Here is a 16328-nt window from a genome sequence, read left to right as displayed (position 1 = left end):
TTTGACGCCGTTTCTTTTTTCTTTGCTGGTCTGAGTTCAATTTTATTCATCTGATTACTGGTGTGTAGTCATGCTTTTCCCCTAGAGATTTCCTGCCCTAACAGTTAAAATTGCGCGTCTTTTGTTTCGTGCCAGTAGCCTCTGTTTATGGAAGTATCCAAGTTTCATTTCGACTTACCCAAAGAACTCATCGCCAGTCAGCCATTAGAGAGCCGCAGTGCTTCGCGCTTATTGCAGGTAAACGGTAATACCGGTGAGATAGCTCATGGCAAGTTCACTGATGTGATTTCTTTGTTGGAGGCTGGTGACCTATTAGTATTCAACAATACTCGTGTTATCCCGGCTCGCTTGTTTGGTCAGAAAGAATCCGGTGGGAAAATTGAAGTACTGGTGGAGCGAGTGATTGATGAACGAAATGTGTTGGCTCACATGCGTTCAAACCGCTCACCAAAAGCCGGTGCAAGAATTTTGTTGGAAGACAAGCAATGGGTTGAAGTGACGGGGCGGGAAGGCGCCTTGTTCAAGATCCGTTTTGATGATCAAGGGCAAACCGTGCTTCAGGCGCTGGAAGAACTTGGTCATATGCCATTACCGCCATATATGGAACGGGAAGATCAATTAGAAGATCGTGAGCGTTATCAAACCGTCTATGCTCAAAAGCCGGGTGCCGTGGCTGCACCAACCGCCGGACTTCATTTTGATGATCAGGTATTGGCGGCTCTCAAGCAAAAAGGCGTTGAGTTCGGTTATGTAACACTGCACGTTGGCGCAGGTACCTTTCAGCCGGTGAAAGTGGATAACATCCATGATCATGAAATGCACTCTGAATACATTGAAGTGGACGAGACCATTTGCGAACAGATTAGAGCCTGCAAAGCCAGAGGTGGTCGAGTTGTTGCGGTTGGAACGACCAGTGTGCGTAGTCTGGAATCGGCCTGTTGGAAGAGTTCTCTTCCTAATTCCGAAATAGAACCTTACTTTGGGGAAACGGATATCTTTATCTACCCCGGGTATGAATGGAACCTGGTGGATGCCATGGTGACTAATTTCCATCTACCTGAATCTACCTTGATTATGTTGGTCTCGGCCTTTGCTGGGTATGACAACATCATGGCCGCTTATGATCAGGCTGTGAAACAAGAATATCGTTTCTTTAGTTATGGTGATGCGATGTTTTTAACACGTAAAACTGCTTAATTAGAGAAAAAACAGGCTGTTTTACCGAGCGGCCTTGTAAAACAAACTTTCATCGCCATTAACTGAAGTCATGAGTGGCCTGTTGCTTGGGCGGTGTACCTCAAAATTGAACATACATTGAAGAATGCCAGGAGTATCTGTGTCTCGAACCTGTTTTATGAACTTTTCTGTGAGCACGACCTCGGGGAATGCTCGCCGAGGTAAATTAGAGTTTCCACGAGGTACTGTGGAGACACCTGCATTTATGCCGGTAGGGACTTATGGCACAGTAAAAGGCATGTTACCAAGAGACATCGAAGAAATTGGTGCTCACATTATTTTGGGTAACACGTTTCATTTGATGCTGCGTCCGGGTACAGATGTAGTGAAAGAACATGGTACGCTTCACGACTTCATTCAGTGGGATAAACCTATTCTTACCGATTCCGGTGGTTTTCAGGTGTTCAGTTTGGGTGATATGCGTAAGATCACCGAAGAAGGGGTGACGTTTAAATCACCAATTAATGGCAGCAAAGTTGAATTGACGCCTGAGCGTTCGATGGAAGTTCAGCGAGATCTTGGCTCTGACATTGTCATGATTTTTGACGAATGTACTCCGTATCCTGCGACGGAAGAGCAAGCGAAAGAATCGATGGAGTTGTCGCTACGTTGGGCGAAACGCAGTAAAGCGGCGCACGGTGATAGCCCATCGGCCTTGTTCGGCATCGTTCAAGGTGGCATGTATGAAGACCTTCGTGATGTATCGTTGGAAGGTCTGACTGACATTGGTTTTGATGGGTATGCCATCGGTGGTTTGTCTGTGGGTGAGCCAAAGGATGAAATGATGAAGGTCTTGTCTTACATCACACCAAAGATGCCTGAAGACAAGCCGCGTTATTTGATGGGTGTGGGTAAACCGGAAGATTTGGTGGAAGGCGTGCGTCGTGGTGTTGATATGTTCGACTGTGTGATGCCAACACGAAATGCCCGTAATGGTCATCTCTTCACTACTGAAGGTGTGATCAAAATTCGTAATGCTAAGCATCGTCACGACACCAGTACTTTAGACAGTGAGTGCGATTGCTATACCTGCACTAACTTTTCCCGAGCCTATCTGCATCACTTGGATAAGTGTCAGGAAATGCTAGGGGCGCAGCTAAACACAATCCACAATTTGCGGTATTATCAACGCCTTATGGCAGGCATTCGTGCTGCTCTTGAAGAGGGTACGTTTGATGAATTTGTACAAGAATTTTATGCGAAGCGCGGTATGGACGTGCCTTCTTTGACGGAAACGTCTCAGGAAGTTGCTGATTCAAGCGATTCGTAAACACGAATACGTAGAAACAACGTTTAAAGCTTTTGATTTTTAACTTAATGATAGGAGTATCTTAGTGAGCTTTTTTATCTCTCAAGCAATGGCGGATGCCGGTGCAGCAGCACCAGCGGGTCCAAGTGCAGTTGGTCAGTTGGTTATGTTGGGCGGTTTCGTCCTGATTTTCTACTTCTTGTTGTGGCGTCCACAATCCAAGCGTGCCAAAGAACATCGTGAATTGGTAAGTAATCTGGGTAAAGGTGATGAAGTTGCTACTACTGGCGGTATGCTAGGGAAAATCACGGCAGTGACCGATGACTATGTAGCAATGGAAATTGCAGACGGCACAGAAGTAAAACTTCAGAAAGTAGCCGTTACTGCAGTACTGCCAAAAGGTACAATTAAGTCGGTTAAGTAATAATCCAAATAAATCCCTCGAACGAGGGATTTATTTCATTTAACTTTCTTAATTGCTATGTAGAATAAGAATGTAGTGGCTGAACACAATGACGTTAGAAACCATCTCATACGGTTCCAATCTTCACAGTACACTATGATGTTTAACGGCTGGCTTCGACCAGTCGTTGTTGTATTCAGATGAGGGCGTTCGTGCTCTCATTCAGGACGAAAGTAAGGCACGAATATGCTTAATAAATATCCCTTGTGGAAATATTTAGTAATTCTTGCGGCAGTGGTGATCAGCTGTATTTATGCGGCACCCAATATGTATCCGGAAGACCCTGCCGTTCAGATTTCCGAAACTCGCAGTAGTGGTGCTTTGAGCGATCTAAAGCTCAAAGAAATTCGACAAACCCTGGATCAAGCCGGGATTGATATCCTGCTAGAAGAGAAGGGCGACAAGAAAGCGCTGTTCCGCTTTAAATCAGGGGAAGATCAGCTTAATGCGAAGCCTTTGATTGAAGGTGTGCTGGGTCGAGACTTTATTGTCGCGTTGAATATGGCGTCGACTACGCCGGATTGGTTGAGCTCTTTGGGCGCTGGGCCAATGAAACTAGGCTTGGACTTACGCGGCGGTGTACACTTCCTGTTAGAAGTTGATATGGAAAAAGCGATTTCACAACGCATGGATGTGTACGTTGGTGAAATTAAGCGTGTGCTCAAAGAAGAAGACATTCGTTACCGTCGTGTTGAGTTAGCGCAAGAAAGTTCGCTTGAGATTACCTTCCGTAAGGCAGAAGATCGTGAAGCGGGCCGTAGCTTGTTACGAAGTGAATACAATGAATTTGAAGCGGCTGAACGTGAAGACGATCAATACTTCTATCTTGCATTGAAATTGACGCCTCAGAAAATCAAAGAAATTAAAGATTATGCGATTACTCAGAACTTAACGACCTTGCGTAATCGTGTGAATGAATTAGGTGTTGCCGAGCCTTTGGTTCAGCGTCAGGGCCAGGACCGTATCGTGGTTCAGCTACCAGGTGTTCAGGATACAGCAGCGGCCAAGCGTGTTCTCGGTGCAACGGCTAACTTGCAATTCCGTTTGGAAGCGTTACCTGATGCCTCCATCACTCAGCGTCAGGCGTTCTCTTTCCGCGATAATCCGAATCGTCGTGCAAACATTGAAAAAGACATCATTATTACCGGTGAAAGTGTCTCTACAGCATCTCTTGGTTTTGATGAAAACGGCTTGCCGCAAGTAAACATTACCCTTGATGCCAGCGGTGGTAAATTAATGCACCGTGTGACGCGTAAAGCGGTTGGTCGTAAGATGGCTGTAATTTTTATCGAGCATAAAACGCGTACCGTTAAGAAACTGGTTGATGGTGAGCTGGTTGATGAGCGTCAGAAATATTCTGAGCAAGGCATTATCAGCTTGGCGACCATTCAAAGTCCGTTAGGCAGCAGCTTCCGTATTACCGGCTTAGATAGCCCGCAAGAAGCTTCGGATCTTTCTCTGTTACTTCGTGCAGGTTCTTTGGCTGCGCCAATTTACTTCGTAGAAGAGCGTACCGTAGGACCAAGCCTGGGTCAGGAAAACATTGATCTGGGTGTGACTTCGGTCCAAATCGGTCTGGCGTTGGTGCTGATCTGTATGTTGGTGTTCTACCGGGTGTTCGGCTTGGTTGCTAACCTTGCATTGGTATTGAACCTGGTAATTTTGGTGGCAGTGATGTCGCTAATGTCTGCCACTCTGACGCTGCCTGGGATCGCCGGTATCGTATTAACCGTAGGTATGGCCGTTGATGCGAACGTGTTGATCTTCTCCAGAATCAGAGAAGAGTTAAACAATGGTGTTCCGCCGCAATCAGCAATTCATGCGGGTTATGAGCGTGCCTTTGTAACCATCTTTGATGCCAACTTAACGACGTTAATTGTTGCTGTCATTTTGTTCTCTGTAGGTTCAGGCCCTGTTAAAGGATTCGCTGTAACTCTAATGGTAGGTATTATCACTTCGATGTTTACAGCAATTATGGTAAGTCGCGGATTAATTAACTTAATCTATGGTGGCCGTAATATTCAATCAGTATCGATTGGAGGTGTGAAGTAATGGCATTAAGTGATTTACAACTCGACTTCATGGGGAAGCGTAAAATAGCGACCCTCTTTTCTTTGATCTTGTTAATTGCATCCATCGCTTCTTTGGCTACGAACGGCTTGAAGTTCGGCCTAGATTTTACCGGTGGTACATTGATTGAAATCGAATATTCTGAGGCACCTCAGTTAACGGATGTTCGTAAACAGCTGGAAGCAGCAGGCTACGAAAACGCCGTTGTTCAGAATTTTGGTAAGGCTAATGACGTCCTGATTCGTATGCAAAGCGATAAGCAGGGGCTTGGGGATGAAGTGTTAAAAGCACTTCAAGGTAAAACCGAGGTTGAAATCGAGCTTCGCCGAACTGAGTATGTTGGTCCTCAGGTAGGGGAAGAGCTGCGTGAGCGTGGTGGCCTTGGAATGTTGATCGCTCTGCTTGTCGTTATGGCGTATGTTGCGGTTCGATTCCAATACAAGTTCTCTGTCGGTGCGGTATTGGCATTGGCTCATGATGTGATCCTGGTATTAGGTTTCTTCTCAATCTTCCAGTTTGACTTTGACTTGACTGTATTGGGTGCCATTCTGGCGGTTATCGGTTATTCGTTGAACGATACCATCGTTGTATCTGACCGGATTCGTGAGAACTTCCGTATTGTTCGAACGGATTCTGCTATGGAGATTATCAACCAATCCTTGAACGAGACTTTGGGTCGTACCTTGATGACGTCTTTGACGACTTTATTGGTATTGATTGCACTGTATCTGTTCGGTGGTCCAAGCATGGCTGGCTTTGCCTTAGCATTGTTGGTGGGTGTCACTGTTGGTACCTACTCTTCTGTGTATGTGGCAGGCACCTTGTTGATGGCTCAGAACATCTCAAGAACGGATATGATTCCTGCTGAGAAGCCAGAAACAGAAGAAGGGGTTATCGAAGGGGAAGAGGAATACGTGCCTCGTCCAGAGGATTTCCGTTAATCCTACCTCGGTTTCAAGATACAAAAAAGGCGCTCGATGAGAGCGCCTTTTTTATGTCTATTGAATTTCTTATCGAATCACTGCGTGTATAGAGATTCTAAAAGTTCTTTACGGCCCAGTGAGTAGGAACGCCGTTTTCATCGTAGCCAATTTTTGACGTCGCGTATTGCTCTTCCTGAACTAGCTCTCTGAGGTTATCAAGGGTGTTAAAGGGGAGATCAACAATTAATGAATTAACCAACCAGGAAGGGAGTGCACCACCAGGATCAGCATGTTGAAACCAAACAATGTTGATAGAACCGTTACCTGTATCGTACAGGTTATAAGTGCCTTTGGATTTGGTGACCCGTACCATATCTGTTTCAGGCACCATGCCTTCTACGGCCTGGACATCAATAGACCAGTGTTTGTAGTCATCTGAATAACTATAGATATCGTGGATAACCACATCTCGATCACTGACTAATAGAGGCATATCGCTGATTTGGTATACGTATACGTCGAGAAAGGAGTCTTGCTGAATGATTTCCGCGCTAGAGCATTGGTGAACCCAGCGGGTGAATGAATCCGGGTCCTGGAATACGGCTAAAATGGCGTCAATAGACGTTTGTAGTGTCATCTCGGCTTTAAACTCTCTAAAGTCGGAGTTAACCATTTCTCGGGATGAAATTCGAATGCCTTCCTCATCTTTTTCAATATGCCAAGCCTCATCCGCATAGGATAGCAAGGAAAGTAGATTAAGAAGTAGACAGAAAAGACCTGAGAACGTGATACGAGGAATGCTAGGCAGCATGGATCAACCCTTTTAATAATTATTATGGCGTCCTACTTTAGCGGATATTAAACGGTCGAGAAAGTGATATCCCGGCAAGAGATAAGAAAGAAGATCTAATGCACATTTTGGGGTTTGGGGTGTACGCGCTTTTGAATTGCACGTTCTCATACCACAACGAGCGTGAGTTATGAGAACGTCGACAGTATCACCGTTGACTAGTGATTAGTGACTAGTGATTAGTGTGTCGTCTGGATTGGGCGGACTCAATCAGGCCCAGCATCGAATTGAATGGGAACTCTTCATGAATGGATTGTTTTAGCCAGTTTGGTATCTTACCGCCAGGATTCAGCTGGTGCTCCAAATACACTTTAGTTTTGTCGTCTGTTATTTTTGCAAGTCGGATTTGAGCTTTAAAGGTTTCCGGAATAACCAAGGTTGACTCTTCTGGCGTCATGTTTTTACGTAGTTCCAGGTTCAATACGAATTCGCCATTACTTTGATGTTCTACCTGAATTTGTAAAACACCATGTCGATCCTTTAACGGGAACGGATAATCGCGAACATAATATAAGTAAAGGTTCGCATCGTCAGTCTGACTGATATGGTGAGCTGTTTGGCAACGATACAGCCATTTATTGCAGGCGTTAGGGTCTTTAACAACATCGATGAGTGTTTGTAATGGGGCATTAACTTCCGCTTCTATGCGGCTGATGTATTGATCTGCTTCCAGAGTAGAGCGAAATAGCTTGACGTTATGTGTTTGTTTGACTTGATTCCAGTCTGCATTGCTGATGCTGGTTGAGGAAAGAAGGGCAAAAATGAATACGCTGTTTATTAGAATTTTTATCATGTGATTTGACTGGGTTCTTTTACTACGGGTTATCTGATCAAATCCATTTTTTTAGTTAAAAAGCAATGTTCCATTAATGCTTTAGCTAGCATACTTCCAGTTAATTATCGTCTCAACTAAATAAGAGTTTAATTTTTTTACCAAATTTTAACTTTTGGTATCCATGACTTTGGACCAAGTGAGTAAACTCGTCCAGCATCATCAAGGATAACCCCCAAATTTTTTTGGAACGAAACCGGTAATGAGGCAAAGGTACGTTCAAGGATAGCGCTCCTATCTTTAATAAACGCCACTTCATGGTTTGTCTATTGGCTTTTTCAAAAAGCGAGAGGGGAATCCAGAAATACGATCGAGCCTCATGATTGAGGGCTAGGTTGATGTCATGAGTTGCACCTTCATCGAGCAAAAATATCCACGGAGTTATTTTCATCAGGCTCCGGTTGTCGTGGTGGCGCGTGATAATGTCGGATATCTGACCAATGAGTTGATGGGGTTTTAAGTGCAGCCCGATTTCTTCGAAGGTTTCACGAATGGCCGTGTCGGAGGACGTTTGATCGTACTCTTCCTTTTTTCCGCCAGGAAATGCCATGTGGCCTGACCAGGGATCACCAGGTTTCACCGAGCGTTCAATCATCAGGACTTCCAGTTGATCGAGCAGAGAGGCAGTGGCCGATGATTCATTTTGGGCCGCGTGGGGCTCATTGACCTGGCTGCCCTTGTTAAGTTTTGGTCTAAGAATCAACGCGACTGACGCTTGATGCTTGGTGTGTAAGGAACGCTTTTTCGCCGGGTAGCGGTGAACGATTTTTTTCAGTTCTATCTTTCCTAGATCCATCTGCTTTCGCTGGTCAGTCGATGATGTCATCTTACGACCTAGAACATGTGACTGAATAAATCAGCCGGTCGATCAGTGAATATTCCGTCTACCAGCATTGCTTTTAATTGTCTGGCTCGATACGGATCATTCACAGTGAAACATCTCACCGCCATATTCATTTGATGGCATTTGTTAATAAAACCTGAGGTAACTTCTTGATGATCAATATGAATCGCTTTGCATTTCAGGTTAATTGCGACCAATGGCCAACCCATATATCGGTTCTCGATGTTCAATGCCCGGTAACATGTTGGCCAGAGAAACTGAGCTGTTTTTAATGCCAGAGGGTCAAAGCTTGAGAGTATTAGGCGTTCAGGATTTTTGAACTCTCGTTTCAGTTGTTGAATGACCAGTCGGGTGGTTCGAATGGCATTGGAAAACTTGGGCTTAAGCTCAATGTTCAGTTTTAAATCCGGATGCTGATTGGCAAATTCGATCAGGTCTTTTAGATGAAGAATACCTTGATCAGAGAAATCAGGATGGAACCAGCTGCCACTGTCGAGCGTCTGGAGTTGTTGCCATTTGTGCTGACTTACCTTGCCCTTGAATGATGTTGTCCGATCCAGTGTGTGATCGTGGAAGATAATGGCATGATTGTCGGCCGTTAACATGACGTCCACTTCAATGAATCGTACTCCCAACTTATAAGCCAAGGCTAACGACGCCAACGTGTTTTCAGGTGCATAGCCTGCAACGCCCCGGTGTCCGATTAAGAAAGGGTAGTCGATTTCATTTACGTCCATGTGAGTTATCCAACATGTGATTAGGTTAAGTCTAAAACAGTGCCTCAACATTAAGTGGTTCTGAGGCTGATTTGCTGAGCAAGAAGTGTAGAATGTTCGGCGAGTTGCGTCACTATTTACTGTGCGTGTCGTGATATTATACGCAAAATTAATGTTTCTTCGTCGAGTATGAGTATCGAACTATGAGTTGCTGCGGATCTGAATCGTGTCATACACAACCCCAAAAATTTAACGGGTCGTGGTTGGTCAGCTTAGTGTATTGGTTTACGTCCAGGTTGTTCCATTCCTTTTACCCGAAACGATCAGAACGACGTCATCAGCACGTCATGCGGTTGTTCCAGTTTTGTGCGGATCGTGGGCATGTATTGGCGTCTTCCGTGTATGGACACATCCTGTTGTTTCGAGGTGTCAGCCCCTGGGATAAAAAACAAGGGGTCGATTATTTGTCATACGCAGCTGAGCAAGGGGATGCTAAGGCGGCTTATCAAATGTCTGAATTGATTAGCGAGGAAACATTCGGTTTGCAGGGAGACGAGGGCAGGATCTTTGGTTATTTACTGATGGCTGCCAAAGCGGATCATTTATTAGCACAGCAGAAGTTGTTGGCGCTAGTGGAATCCGGAAGCGTGCACAGATTGGCTGATATGAACTCAACCGATAAAGCCTTCATTAAACAACTTCAATCTCGTCATTGTTAATTCAATTTCGACACAACTTGTACCGAGATCAGAGCGGGTTAAAGTACAACCTTTTGCCCACTCTGGACACATTCAACCGGAATAGAGAATCGCTCCTCAATCTGTGTTTTTAAAATGTCCGACGCTAAAGGCTCTCCGTGGTTGATGAAGACCTTTTTGGGTGATGGCTGAATCTTTGATAGCCAATTAAGTAGTCCGGCTTGATCCGCATGGGCTGACAACGAAGTCAGTTGATGTACTTCTGCTTTTACCGGAATGTATTGTCCGTGCATCTTTATCTGAGTGGCTCCGTTAACCATCGCATCTCCACGGGTTCCTGGTGCTTGAAAGCCGCTGAATACAATACTGTTCCGGTAGTTTTTGGCCATGGTTTTTAAATGATGAAGGACCCGTCCACCGCTTGCCATACCGCTTGCTGAGACAATCACCGATGGGTACGTGCGATTGTTCAGCTCGATAGACTCTTCCATGGTTTTAACGTACGTGGTGTTGCGGTCAATCCGTTCGCAGTCTTCTTTTGAGAGCTTATGTTGTCGATGGAAATGGCTGTATATCTCGGTGGCTTTGATGGCCATTGGGCTGTTCAGGAAAATCGGAACCTGGGGAATTCGGTGGCTTTCTTTCAACTTGGTAATAATGTGAAGTAAGAGCTGAGCTCTACCCACGGCAAAGGATGGGATTAAGACAATGCCGCCTCGTTGCACGGTATCAGTAATGATCTTAGCAAGAATCTCATCGGCGTTAACTTTCAGGTGTTGTTCATCTCCGTAGGTCGACTCCATCACCACATAGTCACTGTGGGGTGGTGATATTGGGGGATACATCATTAGATCATCATACCGCCCTAAATCGCCCGAAAAGCACACCGACGTTTCGGGGGTTTCAAGACGAATGCTGGAGGCTCCGAGAATATGACCTGAAGGAAAAAACTCAGCCCGCCAGTCCCGGTTTAACGATAACTGCGTCTCCGACCCTAGTGGCTCAAATAGAGATAAGGATCTTCGTGCTTCTTTCTCTGTAAACAATGGCAAAGCCGGAGAGTGCTTTGAAAAGCCTTTTTTATTGGCATATCGTGCGTCTTCTTCCTGAAGAAAACCAGCATCGGGGAGCAATACATCGCATAGGGCTTTGGTGCCTGACGTACAATAAACCGGGCCATGAAAGCCTTGCTTCATTAGTGCCGGTAAAAAGCCGCTGTGGTCGATATGGGCATGGGTAAGAAGAATGGCATCGATACTGGCGGGATCAATTGGAAATGGTTGCCAGTTTTGCAGTCGTAGCTCTTTCTGCCCTTGAAACATTCCCGCATCAATCAAAATACGTTTATTCTGATAGCTAACCAGAGTCTTTGACCCGGTCACGGTTTGGCACGCACCTAAGAATTGAAGTTTCATATGCTTTGTTCTTGGCTCAGGATGTGGGATTAAGGTTCGTCTGCTTTTAGTGTTTATCAGTTTTTGCTTTGGTCTACTTTTAGAGTAGCAGTACCTTGCATAAGATTTTGCAATCCTGAGTAAGAAAAATCATTGATTTGGATTAGCCGTTACGACATTCAATCTATTATAGTGTGGTTAGAATTAAGTTGAATATGTTGAGTTTATGTATAAAAACAAGGGGTTAGAAGTTCTTCGATTAGGTATAGATAGCCATCAGGAACGGATCGTTTATTTAAATGCCGATTGCCATGTAGTGCAGTCAGAAGGATTTACTTCTCATTCACGAGTGTGTGTGGACACAGGCATTGAATCAATTATTGCTTCGGTCAATATCACCCACAATGGATTGGTAACGTCTGATCAAGCGGCATTTTCAGAGGCAGCATGGCGAGCACTTGGGTTGAAGGGTGGTGAGCGCGTGATGATCAAACATGCCAAACCGGTTAATTCGATGTCTCATGTTCGCAGCAAGTTATATGGTGGAAAACTCGATTATCCGGCGTGTCTTGAGATAGTTTCGGACATTCAATCGGGCCAGTATTCAGACATTCAACTTTCGTCTTTTGTCTCAGCGTGTACCGCAGATCGCTTGTCTAATGAGGAAACGTTGGCGTTAACGCGATCTATGATTGATGTCGGTGAACGTATTTCCTGGGATCAACCCTTAGTGATGGACAAACATTGCGTGGGTGGGCTACCGGGCAATCGAACCACCCCTATTGTGGTGGCCATTGTTGCGGCGTGTGGTTTGATCATGCCTAAAACCTCTTCCAGAGCTATTACGTCGCCGGCCGGAACTGCAGACACTATGGAAGTGTTAACCAATGTAGAGTTGACTCAAGAGAAAATGCAGCAGGTCGTTGCTCAAGAGGGGGCTTGCTTGGCGTGGGGCGGATCTGTCAGCTTGAGCCCGGCGGATGACATTATCATTCGTATCGAGCGGGCCTTAAATCTCGACAGTGAAGGCCAGTTGGTGGCTTCGGTGCTTTCCAAGAAAGTAGCAGCGGGATCAACGCATGTATTGATAGATATTCCTGTTGGGCCGACAGCCAAGGTACGCTCGTTTGAGCAAGCCAGAAAGTTAGAAGATAAACTGGTGAAAACGGGCAAAGCGTTAGGCTTGGAAGTGTTGGTTCATCGTTCAGATGGCAGTCAACCGGTGGGACGGGGGATTGGCCCGGCGTTGGAAGCTCGGGATATTCTCAGTGTTTTGAAAAATCATTCCTCAGCTCCTGTCGATCTTAGAGATCGAGCGGTGTACTTGGCTGGCTTAATGTTGGAAATGGCTGGTGTGGTCGATTCCGGGGCTGGCGTCTTGAAGGCGCAAGAGGTCTTGGACAGTGGTGAAGCTTATCAAAAATTCATTGCGATTTGTGAGACACAAGGGGGGCTAAAAGAGATCCCGAAATCTTCACATCAGGTAGATCACCTTGCGTCTTGTTCAGGAATTGTGACTCATTTTAATAATCGATGTTTAGCACAATTAGCCCGATTAGCCGGCGCTCCGAATTCAAAAGTAGCGGGAGTGGAGTTGTTGGTACGGCTGGGTGATCGGGTGGAGAAGGGCCAACCCTTATTTCGAATTCATGCCAATGCCAAAGGCGAAATGGAATACGCATTAGATTTTTTAGCGCAGCATAGTGATTGTTGCCAGGTATCAGGAGAAACCGTGTGAGCCGAGTAATTATTAATATGGGGCTGGAAGCCAAGGTGGTTTCCGAATTATTGGCTGGAATAAATGCGGAACTGGCGGAATTTGAATCGAGAACCTTCCCTGATGGGGAAACCTATCAGAATTTAATCACTGAAGTTTCAGACAAAGAATGCATTGTATTAGCGAATGGAGTGCAGCCCGATAGCCAGTTCTTATCCTGGATTTTCATGGCGAATAACCTGAAAGAGTTAGGTGCCAAAAGCGTCGGTTTGTTGATCCCTTATTTACCATACATGCGACAGGACATTCGATTTAAACCGGGAGAGTGTGTTACTTCACGCCATTTTGCCAGAATGATCAGTGATGCTTTTGATTGGATGATGACAACCGACCCTCACCTTCACAGATACAATGCATTGTCAGAGATCTACACGATCCCGACCCAGATCGTTCCTGCTGCACCAGCGATTGCCCGTTGGATTAAAGCGTCTGTCGAAAACCCTGTTATTATTGGGCCAGATATCGAAAGTCAGCAGTGGGTTGAAGAGGTTGCGTCGTTAGTTGGGTGTCCTTTTGAAGTGCTATTGAAAGAACGTTCTGGCGATCGAGAGGTGTCAGTCAGTTTGCCGTTACGTGATGACCTTATGGAATACACCCCGGTGTTGGTGGATGACATCATTTCCACTGGTCGAACAATGGCGGAAGCCGTTACCAACCTGATTAAATGTGGTTGGCAGCCCCCTGTTTGCATTGGCGTTCACCCTTTATTTTCAGACGAATGCGTAGAACTTCTTGAGCATGCGGGGGCTCAGCGCGTGGTCAGTTGCAATACCTTAGTCCACCCAACGGCGGCGATTGAGCTTAGCGCTGACTGGTCTGAGGCATTGAAACAATCCTCGTTGATGGATGCCTGTTAATTATTCAAGATTGAAGCTGTTGCCGCTGTTTGACGAAAATAGCGGCTTTGGCATAGCCACACATATAAAGCAGGTCGGTAATGATGTTGTGCACGTCGGAGCGTCCAACGGCGTCTTGTTGTTTGTGAGATGAAATAATTGCCAGAGCTTTGTTGGTTAAATCAGAGGCATCTCTGCCTTTGAATTCACGCGTTTCTTTTCCCAGCATGTAAAAATCCTGGAATATTTTTTCCGCATCGAAGGGGTATTTTTGTGCTCCATCAAGAAAGAATTTCGGTAAACCTTGTTCAGCAATAAGCTTATATGTTCGGTTCATGGCCTGATTCTCATTTACGTTAGCAGTGCATCCTTAAGTGTTCGAATTATAGGCAATGAATATGATAGTTTTTTGAGCTAACGCAATGATTCTGAATAATAATTTGACTTTGTAGTCAGGTATTTAGCCTTTTGGGGGGCGGTAGTCGCTTTCTTTGCGATTATTGGTCAAAACTTGCGCTTTTTTATGTGAAATGGGCGACATCACGTTTTGGGTTCACTATAATGCCCGGCTTCTTTTTTGAAGTACTCATTTGAGGCGGGCTCTCAATGAGGTACTGGTCATGAATACACAGGAAATGAGGGAAACATTATGACACCTCTTGTTGGCGTGATTATGGGCTCTAAATCTGATTGGAGCACCATGGAGCACACTGTATCTATGCTTGAACAGCTTAAGGTTCCTTACGAAGTTGAAGTGGTTTCGGCTCACAGAACCCCGGATAAGTTGATGACCTATGCTGCAACAGCAGAAGAGCGTGGTTTACGTGTGATTATCGCAGGAGCGGGCGGAGCTGCTCATCTTCCTGGTATGGCCGCATCAAAAACCAACTTACCTGTTTTAGGTGTGCCTGTTCAATCTAAGGCATTAAGCGGACAAGATTCGTTGTTATCGATCGTTCAAATGCCAGCGGGTGTTCCAGTAGGTACCCTTGCTATCGGCCGCGCCGGTGCAACTAACGCTGCTATTTTGGCCGCACAGATGTTGCAATTCGAAAACGATGAAATTCGTCAGGCAGTAGCTGAGTTCCGTCAGGCGCAGACAGATAAAGTTCTGGCTGATGCTGATCCAAGAAATCAGTAAGTAACAAGAGTCTGTGGAGTGGCTGTAGATAACAGTCACTGTCCATTTCTGTTGTTAAGCGTAAGTTTCAATTGAGGTATACAGAATGAAGGTTGGAGTACTCGGTGGTGGTCAGCTTGGACGCATGATGGCAATAGCTGGATATCCTTTGGGTATTGAATTTGGCTTGTTCGATCCCGCAAAAGATGCGTGTGGTGGCCAAGTTGCTAAGTTACATAATTCGCCTTTCGAAGTGACTGAAGAATTGAAGAAATTTGTAGATGAATATGATGTATTTACCTACGAGTTCGAAAACGTACCTTTAGAACTAGCTGAGTATATTTCACAGCACAAGCCTTTATACCCAGGTAAAGACGCGTTGTATTACAGTCAGCACAGGCTGCGCGAAAAGCAGTTGTTTGTTGATCTGGGTGTGCCTGTTACCAAGTTCAGTAAAGTGGATGATCGTGCTTCTTTATTGAATGCAGGCCAAGAAGTTGGCATTCCCTTTATCCTGAAAACAACCACCTTGGGCTATGACGGCAAGGGTCAGTATCGCGTTACTTCAGAGGCAGAGCTGGCTGAATTGGCGGATAAATTGTTCCCGGAAGATGGTGAAGCTTGCGAACATACCACTTACGCAGGTGTAAGCGAATACATTGCAGAAGCTTTTGTTAACTTTACTCGCGAACTGTCGATCATTAGTGTGCGTGATCAGGCGGGTAACTGCGTGTTTTATTCTCCGGCAGAGAATGAACACAGAGACGGTATTCTTCATCTAAGTGTGGCTCCTGCAGCTAACTTGTCGGATGAGAAATTAGCAAACCTTCAAAGCTATGCGCGTAAGTTGCTTGAGAAACTGGATTATGTGGGTGTGCTTTCTATCGAGTTTTTTGAAACTGATGAAGGCTTGGTAGTCAACGAGTTTGCGCCTCGCGTACATAACTCCGGACACTGGTCAATGGAAGGCAGTATTACTGGTCAATTTGAAAACCACATTCGTGCAATTTGTGGTTTGCCATTAGGTGACACGACCAACCGTTCTGTCAGTGCTATGTATAACCTGGTTGGGCATGATGTTAATCGTTCTGTTATGACAGAATCTGATGTTCACCTGCATTGGTATGGCAAAGAGATTAAAGACAAGCGTAAGGTTGGACATGTGAATATTTTGGCTGAAAACTATGACAGCCTGAATAAGAAGATCGAATACGTCGATGGTCAGATTATTTAGTCTCTGAATTAGCATTAAAAAAGGGAGCCCTCGGGTTCCCTTTTTTAATGCTTAAATTTTGGTGTTTGACTTTTAACTGTGAGAAC

At 45.2% G+C, this 16328-nt stretch carries 16 protein-coding genes; 10 read left to right on the top strand and 6 right to left on the bottom strand.

All coding sequences use genetic code 11. The features are described 5' to 3' along the window. Positions 1-147 precede the first annotated feature (147 nt). From queA to secF, 5 genes are all read left to right on the top strand, one after another. Positions 148-1197: a tRNA preQ1(34) S-adenosylmethionine ribosyltransferase-isomerase QueA gene (gene queA / locus QQL66_RS07765; RefSeq protein WP_284380532.1), complete on the top strand. Its 1050-nt coding sequence runs from the start codon at positions 148-150 to the stop codon at positions 1195-1197. A gap of 157 nt (positions 1198-1354) precedes the next feature. Next, positions 1355-2506 (top strand): tRNA guanosine(34) transglycosylase Tgt, encoded by a 1152-nt coding sequence (gene tgt, locus QQL66_RS07760; RefSeq protein WP_284380979.1) that lies wholly within the window; start codon positions 1355-1357, stop codon positions 2504-2506. Between the two features lie 88 nt (positions 2507-2594). Further along, positions 2595-2909 carry a preprotein translocase subunit YajC gene (gene yajC / locus QQL66_RS07755; protein ID WP_284380977.1) on the top strand — a complete coding sequence of 105 codons (315 nt, stop codon included), beginning with the start codon at positions 2595-2597 and terminating at the stop codon, positions 2907-2909. A 225-nt stretch (positions 2910-3134) separates the two neighbouring features. After that, positions 3135-5000 carry a protein translocase subunit SecD gene (gene secD, locus QQL66_RS07750; RefSeq protein WP_284380531.1) on the top strand — a complete coding sequence of 622 codons (1866 nt, stop codon included), beginning with the start codon at positions 3135-3137 and terminating at the stop codon, positions 4998-5000. Next, positions 5000-5959 (top strand): protein translocase subunit SecF, encoded by a 960-nt coding sequence (gene secF / locus QQL66_RS07745; protein WP_284380530.1) that lies wholly within the window; start codon positions 5000-5002, stop codon positions 5957-5959. Before secD ends, secF begins: the two co-directional genes overlap by 1 nt. Before the next feature lie 97 nt (positions 5960-6056). On the opposite strand, the gene QQL66_RS07740 is transcribed toward secF, so the two are convergent. The 4 genes from QQL66_RS07740 to QQL66_RS07725 form a co-directional block, all read right to left on the bottom strand. Continuing rightward, complete coding sequence (locus tag QQL66_RS07740) at positions 6057-6752, bottom strand: START domain-containing protein (protein WP_284380529.1); 696 nt, start codon at positions 6750-6752, stop codon at positions 6057-6059. Between the two features lie 211 nt (positions 6753-6963). Continuing rightward, positions 6964-7584: an START domain-containing protein gene (locus QQL66_RS07735; RefSeq protein ID WP_284380528.1), complete on the bottom strand. Its 621-nt coding sequence runs from the start codon at positions 7582-7584 to the stop codon at positions 6964-6966. 112 nt (positions 7585-7696) lie between these two features. Next, positions 7697-8449 carry an NUDIX hydrolase gene (locus tag QQL66_RS07730; RefSeq protein WP_284380527.1) on the bottom strand — a complete coding sequence of 251 codons (753 nt, stop codon included), beginning with the start codon at positions 8447-8449 and terminating at the stop codon, positions 7697-7699. Positions 8450-8457: 8 nt separating this feature from the next. Then, positions 8458-9204 (bottom strand): glycerophosphodiester phosphodiesterase, encoded by a 747-nt coding sequence (locus tag QQL66_RS07725; RefSeq protein ID WP_284380526.1) that lies wholly within the window; start codon positions 9202-9204, stop codon positions 8458-8460. A gap of 254 nt (positions 9205-9458) precedes the next feature. On the opposite strand from QQL66_RS07725, the gene QQL66_RS07720 reads away from it, so the two are divergent. Next, complete coding sequence (locus QQL66_RS07720) at positions 9459-9902, top strand: SEL1-like repeat protein (protein ID WP_284380525.1); 444 nt, start codon at positions 9459-9461, stop codon at positions 9900-9902. 38 nt (positions 9903-9940) lie between these two features. On the opposite strand, the gene QQL66_RS07715 is transcribed toward QQL66_RS07720, so the two are convergent. Next, a complete protein-coding gene (locus QQL66_RS07715) occupies positions 9941-11296 on the bottom strand; it encodes an MBL fold metallo-hydrolase RNA specificity domain-containing protein (protein WP_284380524.1) in 1356 nt (451 codons plus the stop codon). Positions 11297-11501: 205 nt separating this feature from the next. On the opposite strand from QQL66_RS07715, the gene QQL66_RS07710 reads away from it, so the two are divergent. Next, positions 11502-13013 carry a thymidine phosphorylase family protein gene (locus QQL66_RS07710; protein ID WP_284380523.1) on the top strand — a complete coding sequence of 504 codons (1512 nt, stop codon included), beginning with the start codon at positions 11502-11504 and terminating at the stop codon, positions 13011-13013. Next, on the top strand, positions 13010-13909 hold the full coding sequence (locus QQL66_RS07705) for a ribose-phosphate diphosphokinase (protein WP_284380522.1): 900 nt from the start codon (positions 13010-13012) through the stop codon (positions 13907-13909). Before QQL66_RS07710 ends, QQL66_RS07705 begins: the two co-directional genes overlap by 4 nt. A 4-nt stretch (positions 13910-13913) precedes the next feature. On the opposite strand, the gene QQL66_RS07700 is transcribed toward QQL66_RS07705, so the two are convergent. After that, entirely contained in the window at positions 13914-14225 is a 312-nt protein-coding gene (locus tag QQL66_RS07700; RefSeq protein ID WP_284380520.1) for a hypothetical protein, read from the bottom strand. A gap of 312 nt (positions 14226-14537) precedes the next feature. On the opposite strand from QQL66_RS07700, the gene purE reads away from it, so the two are divergent. Further along, positions 14538-15029: a 5-(carboxyamino)imidazole ribonucleotide mutase gene (gene purE, locus QQL66_RS07695; protein ID WP_284380519.1), complete on the top strand. Its 492-nt coding sequence runs from the start codon at positions 14538-14540 to the stop codon at positions 15027-15029. 85 nt (positions 15030-15114) lie between these two features. Further along, the gene (locus tag QQL66_RS07690; protein ID WP_284380518.1) at positions 15115-16242 is read left to right on the top strand and encodes a 5-(carboxyamino)imidazole ribonucleotide synthase; all 1128 of its coding nucleotides are present in this window, start codon (positions 15115-15117) and stop codon (positions 16240-16242) included. Positions 16243-16328: the final 86 nt, after the last annotated feature.

Source organism: Litoribrevibacter albus (assembly GCF_030159995.1).
In the GTDB taxonomy this organism is placed as follows: Bacteria; Pseudomonadota; Gammaproteobacteria; order Pseudomonadales; family Litoribrevibacteraceae; genus Litoribrevibacter; species Litoribrevibacter albus.
Note: the sequence above shows the minus strand (reverse complement) of the source record. Positions and strands in the feature narration are given on the sequence as shown.